The 6,744-nt window shown below is 73.9% G+C and carries 4 protein-coding genes and 1 pseudogene; 2 read left to right on the top strand and 3 right to left on the bottom strand.

Annotated elements, in window-relative coordinates; genetic code table 11:
• Both ABCS02_RS28925 and pyrE read right to left on the bottom strand, forming a co-directional pair.
• Nucleotides 1-2,797, bottom strand: a pseudogene (locus ABCS02_RS28925) (hypothetical protein); the annotation flags it as partial.
• A complete protein-coding gene (gene pyrE, locus ABCS02_RS28920) occupies nt 2,797-3,354 on the bottom strand; it encodes an orotate phosphoribosyltransferase (RefSeq protein ID WP_345839165.1) in 558 nt (185 codons plus the stop codon). The pseudogene ABCS02_RS28925 and the gene pyrE, both read right to left, overlap by 1 nt.
• 55 nt (nt 3,355-3,409) lie before the next feature.
• Here pyrE and ABCS02_RS28915 point away from each other — a divergent pair, with 55 nt between their 5' ends.
• Complete coding sequence (locus tag ABCS02_RS28915) at nt 3,410-4,255, top strand: exodeoxyribonuclease III (RefSeq protein WP_345839164.1); 846 nt, start codon at nt 3,410-3,412, stop codon at nt 4,253-4,255.
• Between the two features lie 89 nt (nt 4,256-4,344).
• Here ABCS02_RS28915 and ABCS02_RS28910 read toward each other — a convergent pair whose 3' ends face one another.
• Entirely contained in the window at nt 4,345-5,643 is a 1,299-nt protein-coding gene (locus ABCS02_RS28910) for an acyltransferase (RefSeq protein WP_345839163.1), read from the bottom strand.
• A gap of 149 nt (nt 5,644-5,792) precedes the next feature.
• On the opposite strand from ABCS02_RS28910, the gene ABCS02_RS28905 reads away from it, so the two are divergent.
• On the top strand, nt 5,793-6,647 hold the full coding sequence (locus tag ABCS02_RS28905; protein WP_345839162.1) for an ABC transporter ATP-binding protein: 855 nt from the start codon (nt 5,793-5,795) through the stop codon (nt 6,645-6,647).
• The last annotated feature ends 97 nt before the right edge of the window (nt 6,648-6,744 follow it).

Genomic DNA, 6,744 nt, shown 5'->3' with positions numbered 1-6,744 from the left:
GACCGACCAGGACGAGCAGGACCGCGAGGACGCCGAGGATGAGGAAGAGGCGGCGGTTGATGGGGGGTTGCGGGGAGGCGGGCGGGGTGGGGGGTGTGGGTGGGGTGGAGGTGGGGGGTGCGGGAGTGGTGGAGGTGTTGGGGGAGGTCCAGGGGGTGGGGGTGGAGGTGGGGGACGCCGCGGGAGGGGCGGCAGGTGCGGCACCGGCGGCGGTCGGAGCTGCGGCGGCGGCTGCGGCCGCCGTGCCAGCGGCAGCCGAATCGGCTCCGGAGGTTGGCGGAGCGTCGCTGGGCGGAGTCGTGTCTCGGGCCGCCGCGGCGGCGTCGAACGCGACGGTCGGCGTGTCCAGGGCGTCGAAGGCCACCGTCGGGGTCAGGAGGGCGTCGAATCCGCCCGTTCCGGACCCGACCTGCGGCCCCTCCAGCCCGGCCGACGGCTCGTCGAACGCGAAGGCTGCGGAGTCCGGTGAGGCCGGGGTTGCGGGATGGCCGGCGGCTTCGTGCCGCGGCAGCGCTTCGGGCTCCGGCTGAGCCTCCGGCTCCTGCTGCGGCGCGAGCTCGGGGAAGAGGATGGCGTCAATCCCCAGGGCGGCCGCGGGGAGTAGTGCGTCGGCCCCGCCCGGCGTCGGCGCGTCGTCGGCCGGCTGCGAGGGCTCACCCAACGGAGTGGGCGCATCGTGTCCGCTGGACTCGCCGAACGGGGACGGCTGGGTGAAGGGTGAGGGCTGGGCACGCTCAGCCTCAGGCGCCTGATCGAATGGTGCAGGGCGCTGGGCGTGGTCGGCCTCGTCGTGGGCGTCGTCGGGCTCTTCGTCAATGCCGAAGTCGCCGAAGAGCGCGGCGATGCCGTCCTGCTCCTCGTCCGCGTCCGGCTCGTTGGCGGCCTCCGACGCGGGACGGTCGGCCTGCGCCGGTGTCGAGTCGGCGATCGGTGCGAAGACGTCCGGTCCGGCAGCCGAGGCCGCGGCGAGCGCTTCCGCATCGAACGGACTGGTCGCGGGAGACGGCGGCGCGCCGAGGACCGCCTCGGTCTGAGCGGCCCCGTCGTACGCGGCGGGTGCGGTGCCCGGTTCCACGAGGGGAGGCGGGGTCGGAGCGATGTCGCGGGATTCGCCGGCGCCTCCGGCCGCCGCCCAGGCGCGTGCTTGCGCCTCGGCCTCGGCACGCGCTGCGGCGGCCTGTTCCTCGTCACGGGCGCGCTGGGAGGCCTCAGCCTGTGCCTGGGCTTCGGCCTGCGCCTGCGCGGCGGCTTCGGCCTGCGCGGCGGCTTCAGCCTGCGCGGCGGCTTCAGCCTGCGCGGCGGACTGCGCCTGCGCGGCGGCGTGCGCCTGCGCGGCAGCTATCGCCTGAGCCTGGGCATCCGCTCTGGCCTGCTCCTCCGCCTGCGCCTGCGCGCCCGCATCCGCTTGCGCGCCCGCGTCAGCCTGCGCCTGCGCGTCGGCTTCGGCCTGGAGGGCGTCCTTGCGTGTCAGCGGAGTGGCTTGGATCGGGATGATGCCCGTGGTGTCCCCGAGCAGCGGGCGCGGAGCAGGGCGCTCCTCCTCGAACATCCCGAGCAGGGCCGCCAGCCCGTGGCCTTCGATGGGGCCGGTCGGGGTGGGGTCGGACGCTGCGGGCTCGGAGGCGGTGGGCTCGGAGGCGGCGGGCTCGGCTGCGATCGGCTCGAACGCTGCGGGCTCGGACGCTGCTGGTCCGGAGGCCTCGACGTCGGAGGCTGCTGGTTCGGGAGCCGCGGCCTCGTGGGTGGCGAAGCCGGGGACGCCCTGGTCCGCGGCGGTCGGCTCCAGAACCTCATCGGGACCGGAGAAGCGGTCACCGACCTCCGGAGGCTGCGGCATGCGGAGCGCGGCCACGAACCCGCTCGGCACGAACGGCTGAGTCGGCGGCGCAGCGGCGGGCGGGGCCTGCTCGGTCGGCGCGGCGGGCGGCTCCGGGGTCGCGGCTGGCGACTGGTCTGAGGTCAGCGTGGACGCCTCCGACACCGGCTCAGGCGACCCCTGCGGCGTCGGCGGCACGGCGGGTGTCGCAGACGCCGGGGCAGGCGACTGCTCGGGCGCGGCGGTCGGCTCCTGCGGCGTCGAGGCCGTCGGCTCCGGGATCGAGTCCGGCACGGGCACGGCTGAAGTCGGCTCCGCCCCGGACTCCGGGGCCGCCGGCGTGACCGGGGTCGGCTGCGAGGGGGGCGGCTCGACGAAGTTGGAGCGGCGGACGGGTGGAGCGTCGTCGACGGCGTCCTCGTCCACGGTGGCCCCGTCGTCGCCGAACAAGGATGGCGCCTCGGGCTCCGGGCTTTCGCGGGACGTCAGGTTCCAGGTGAAGCCGGGGGCGGTCGGGGCGATGGGCGTTGCGTCGGGGACTCCGGCGGCGCTCTCGTCGGCCGTGGGCTCGGGAGCGGCCGGCTCTCGGAGGAGGTCCTCGAACGCGGACGAGGGCGCGGGAGCGGACAGGACGGGTGCGGCAGCCTCAGCCGGGGGCACAGGCTCGTCGGAGGTCGGACCCTCCGCGGTGAACGGCCAGAGCGACGTGGAATCGGCAGGCTCGATCGGCGCAGCGGGCTCCACCCGCGCCGCAGGCGACGCAGGGGACACGGGCGCCGCAGGCGCCGCAGGCGACGCAGCCGCATCATCCGGCGACGACGCAGCCTCCGACTCCCCCTCCGCACCCGGCGCCCGCGGCCGCGTCAACGGCCGCCCGCCGCTGAGCTGCGCGAGGAACCACTCCGCGCTCCCCACCTCCGGCTCGGTCGGCTGCTCCGGGTCCGGCTCCTCCCCCGCCGGGGGTTCGCGGTGTTCCGCCACTACGCCAGCCCCAGATCCTCGAGGCCGATGGCGGCGAAGTACGGGTAGCCGGCCGACTCGATGACCTCGCGCGCGCCCGTGTTGCGGTCGACGACCACGGCGACGCCGGCGATCTCGGCGCCGACCTTCTTCAGGGCCTCGATGGCCTTCAGCGGGGAGCCTCCGGTGGTGGAGGTGTCCTCCAGGACGATCACGCGCTTGCCTTCGAGGTCCGGGCCCTCGACCTGCTTTCCGCGGCCGTGGTCCTTCGGCTCCTTGCGGACGACGAACGCGTCGTACGCGAGCCCGCGGGCCGCTCCCTGGTGGAGGATCGCGGCGGCGACCGGGTCGGCGCCCATCGTCATCCCGCCGACCGCGACCACGTCCGGCACGTCCGCGATCAGGTCGAGCATGACCTGGCCGATCAGCGGCGCGACGCGGTGGTCGAGGCTCACCTTGCGCAGGTCGACGTAGTAGGTGGCCTTCTTTCCGCTGGTCAGCGTGAAGTCCCCGTGGAAGACCGCCTCGGCGGAGATGTGGTCGATGAGCTGCTGTCGTGCGTCCGTCACGTCTGACATTCTACGGTTAACCCGTTCCGGCAAGCAGGTCGGCGGTCCCCGATACGATCGGGGCATGCGCGTCGCCACCTGGAATGTGAACTCCATCCGCACCCGAGTCGCCCGGGTGGTGGACTGGATGGTCCGGGAGGACGTGGACGTCCTGGCCATGCAGGAGATCAAATGCAAGCCGGAGCAGTTCCCCTACGAGGCGTTCGAGGCGGCCGGGTACGAGGTCGTCCTGCACGGCCTCAACCAGTGGAACGGCGTCGCGATCGCCGCCCGGCTGCCGATCGAGGACGTCGAGATCGGCTTCCCCGACATGCCGGGGTTCCTGAAGCACCACGACGGCCCCGACCTCCCGAAGGAGGCCCGCGCGATCGGCGCGACGGTCGACGGGGTGCGGCTGTGGAGCCTGTACGTCCCGAACGGCCGCTCGCTCGACGACCCGCACTACGTCTACAAGCTGGACTGGCTGGCCGCCCTCGCCGCGGACACGCAGCGCTGGCTGACCGAGAACCCCGGCCAGCAGCTCGCGCTGATGGGCGACTGGAACGTCGCTCCGCTGGACTCCGACGTCGGCGACCCGAGCCTGATCCCCGGCGCCTCCACGCACATCTCGCCGCCGGAGCGCACGGCGTTCGCCGCGTTCGAGAAGGCCGGCCTGACGGACGTCGTGCGGCCGATCGTGCCGGACGGCTACACGTACTGGGACTACAAGCAGCTGCGGTTCCCGCGCAACGAAGGGCTGCGGATCGACTTCATCCTCGGCTCTCCAGCGTTCGCCGGCCGGGTGACGGACGCGAGCATCCACCGCAACGAGCGCAAGGGCGACGCACCGAGCGACCACGTGCCCGTGCTGGTCGACCTGGCGGAGGTCGCGACGGACGAGGACGACGACGACCGGCCGATGATCTGGTGAGCCCGGCGCGCCGGCGCTGTTCGTTCGCTGCCTGGTCGCCGTGCCGTCGCTGCTGACGGCGACGGTGCGGCGCGGGCGGGAGGGTGCGGTCAGCGCGTGAGGGAAGGCGCTCGGCCCGTGGCGACGCGGTCCGGGCGGATGAGGATCAGGGCCGAGGAGTACAGGCTGAGGCCGAACAGGGCGAGCGTCGGGTCCAGGCCGTGGATCAGGATGACGAACGGCGGGACGAACGCGAGCAACGTCGCCAGCTGCACGCGCCAGGCGGGCGCCCGTCGCTCGGTGGCGGTGAGCGGGCGCGGGCCCCGCTCGAACCGGGCGACGGCGAGCGAGAGCAGCAGCACCAGCGCGAACGCGGCGACGAGGACGAGCGGGCGGCTCGCCCACCAGTCCACGCTGCCGGGGGCGGGATGCCATCCCGGGACCGACAGGCAGACTCCGGTGATCGCGATGATGCAGGTCAGGTGCCAGAGGTACACGGTCATCAGCCGGCTGCCGACGACGAACGTGAGGGCACGGGCCGGCCGCGTGCGCATCAGCGCGGTCAGCGCCGGGTGGACCAGGGCGAGCCCGCAGAGCTGGACGATCGCGAGCAGACCGATGGCGAACACGGCCGGGTACTGGTTGGCGAGCATGTCCGGCGAATACACACCACCGGCGACGCCCGCGACGATGAGGGAGGCGGCAGCGGCGGCCAGCGCGAGGAGCCACCGGCGCCGCATCCGGAAGAAGACGCCGTCGGCGTAGAGGAAACCGAGCTGCTGCGCGAACAGCCACACGAACGCCAGGTTGATCAGGCCGACCATCGCGACGCCGGTGCCGAGGCGGAACAGGTCGACGGCGGTGGCGGCGCCGGCGAGACCGACCAGGGTGTGCCAGGGCGCGCGCTCGTGCTGCCGGATCATCACCGGCGCCGCCCACTGGCACAGCAGGAACGCGGCCAGGAACCAGAGCGGCGTCCCGACACCGGCCGCCACCCCGGCAATGACGTCCTCCGGTGCGCCGAGCCCCCGCGCGCCCCACAGCGCGACGGTGAAGAAGACGAAGACCGGCAGGGTCGGGCGCACGAGCCGGATGAGCCGGGCGTGGAGGAAGTCGGTGCCGTCACCTCCCCGCGCGCGCAGTGAGCGCCAGCCGGTGATGGCGGCGAAGCCGCCGAGCGCGAAGAACAGCGGCATCACCTGTCCGAAGACGGACACGGCGGCGAACCAGGGCTGGTCGGTGAGCGGCTTGGAGATCTCCAGCGCGCCGTCCGCGCCGAACCCGACGCCGACCATCAGCAGATGGGCGGTGACGACGACGAGCACGCAGCACACCCGGACGAGGTCGACGGCGAGGTCGCGGCCGGTGAGGTCGATCGAGGGGCGCGGGGCGCTGGTGGTGAGGCTCATATTTCCAATCCCAATGCAAGGGGCGGGGATGGGGGAACCGTGCTGGCACGTAAGAAAGCGGAATGCGGCCCACCTCGCACAACGGTTCGTTACGCCGCATTGCGCCCCGCGAGCAGCCGCTGGGCCGCTGTCGATAGCGTCGAGGGACCATGCCATCCGCCTCCTCCGCGTCCACGTTCTCCGTCGACTTCGTCGGGGTCGGGCGGGCGTTCGGCGGGCCGCGGCGGCGCGGGGTCGCCCCCGCCGCGAGGACCGTGCTGCGGGACGTTTCGCTGCGCGTCGAGGCTGGGGAGGTCGTCGCGATCCTGGGAGCGAGCGGGTGCGGCAAGTCGACGCTCCTTCGCATCGCGGGCGGGCTCGACTCGCCCACGGCCGGGGCGGCGCTGATCGACGGGTCGCCCGTCGCGGGGATCGACGGGCGGTGCGCCGTCGGGTTCCAGGAGCCGCGGCTGCTGCCGTGGCGGTCGCTCGCCGACAACGTCGCGCTCGGGCTGCCGCGCGGGCTCGACCGGACAGCGGGGCGTGAGCGGGTCGGCAGGCTGCTTGAGCTCGTGGGGCTGGAGGCGTCGGCCTCGCTGCGGCCGCGGGAGGTCTCCGGGGGCATGGCGCAGCGCGCCTCCCTCGCGCGGGCTCTGGCCCGGAACCCCGGAGTCCTGCTGCTGGACGAGCCGTTCGGGGCGCTCGACGCGCTCACGCGGCTGCGGATGCAGGATCTGCTCCTCGACGTCCACGCCGCGAACCCCGCCACCATCCTCCTCGTCACGCACGACGTCGACGAGGCCCTCCAGCTCGCCGACCGCGTCATCCTGCTGGGCCGCGAGGACGGCCGTGACGGCGCGACCATCCGTCGCGTCGTCACGGTCCCCGGCGCACGGCCGCGCGACCGGGGCTCCGCAGCGCTCGCCGAGCTCCGGGCCGAGCTGCTCGACGGGCTCGGGATCGACCGGCACGGGAGGGCTCTGGACGACCATCAGTCCTCCACAATCCCGGTCTTCCCCTACTGATTCCACAGATTCACCGGATCGCGCCCGGCCCGTCCGCGCATCCGGGAGGCTCGAACCACAGCACGAGCCGCCACCCCCGGCGTCACCAGACACGAGA

The sequence above is a fragment of the Microbacterium sp. X-17 genome, from assembly GCF_039615055.1.
The sequence above is the reverse complement of the archived record's forward strand: the minus strand, read 5'-3'. Positions and strand labels throughout refer to the sequence as shown.

Excerpts from the sequence above, each read along its gene's own strand:
- pyrE (WP_345839165.1), bottom strand. The coding sequence starts at position 3,354 with ATGTCAGACGTGACGGACGCACGACAGCAGCTCATCGACCACATCTCC.
- ABCS02_RS28915 (WP_345839164.1), top strand. The coding sequence starts at position 3,410 with ATGCGCGTCGCCACCTGGAATGTGAACTCCATCCGCACCCGAGTCGCC.
- ABCS02_RS28910 (WP_345839163.1), bottom strand. The coding sequence starts at position 5,643 with ATGAGCCTCACCACCAGCGCCCCGCGCCCCTCGATCGACCTCACCGGC.
- ABCS02_RS28905 (WP_345839162.1), top strand. The coding sequence starts at position 5,793 with ATGCCATCCGCCTCCTCCGCGTCCACGTTCTCCGTCGACTTCGTCGGG.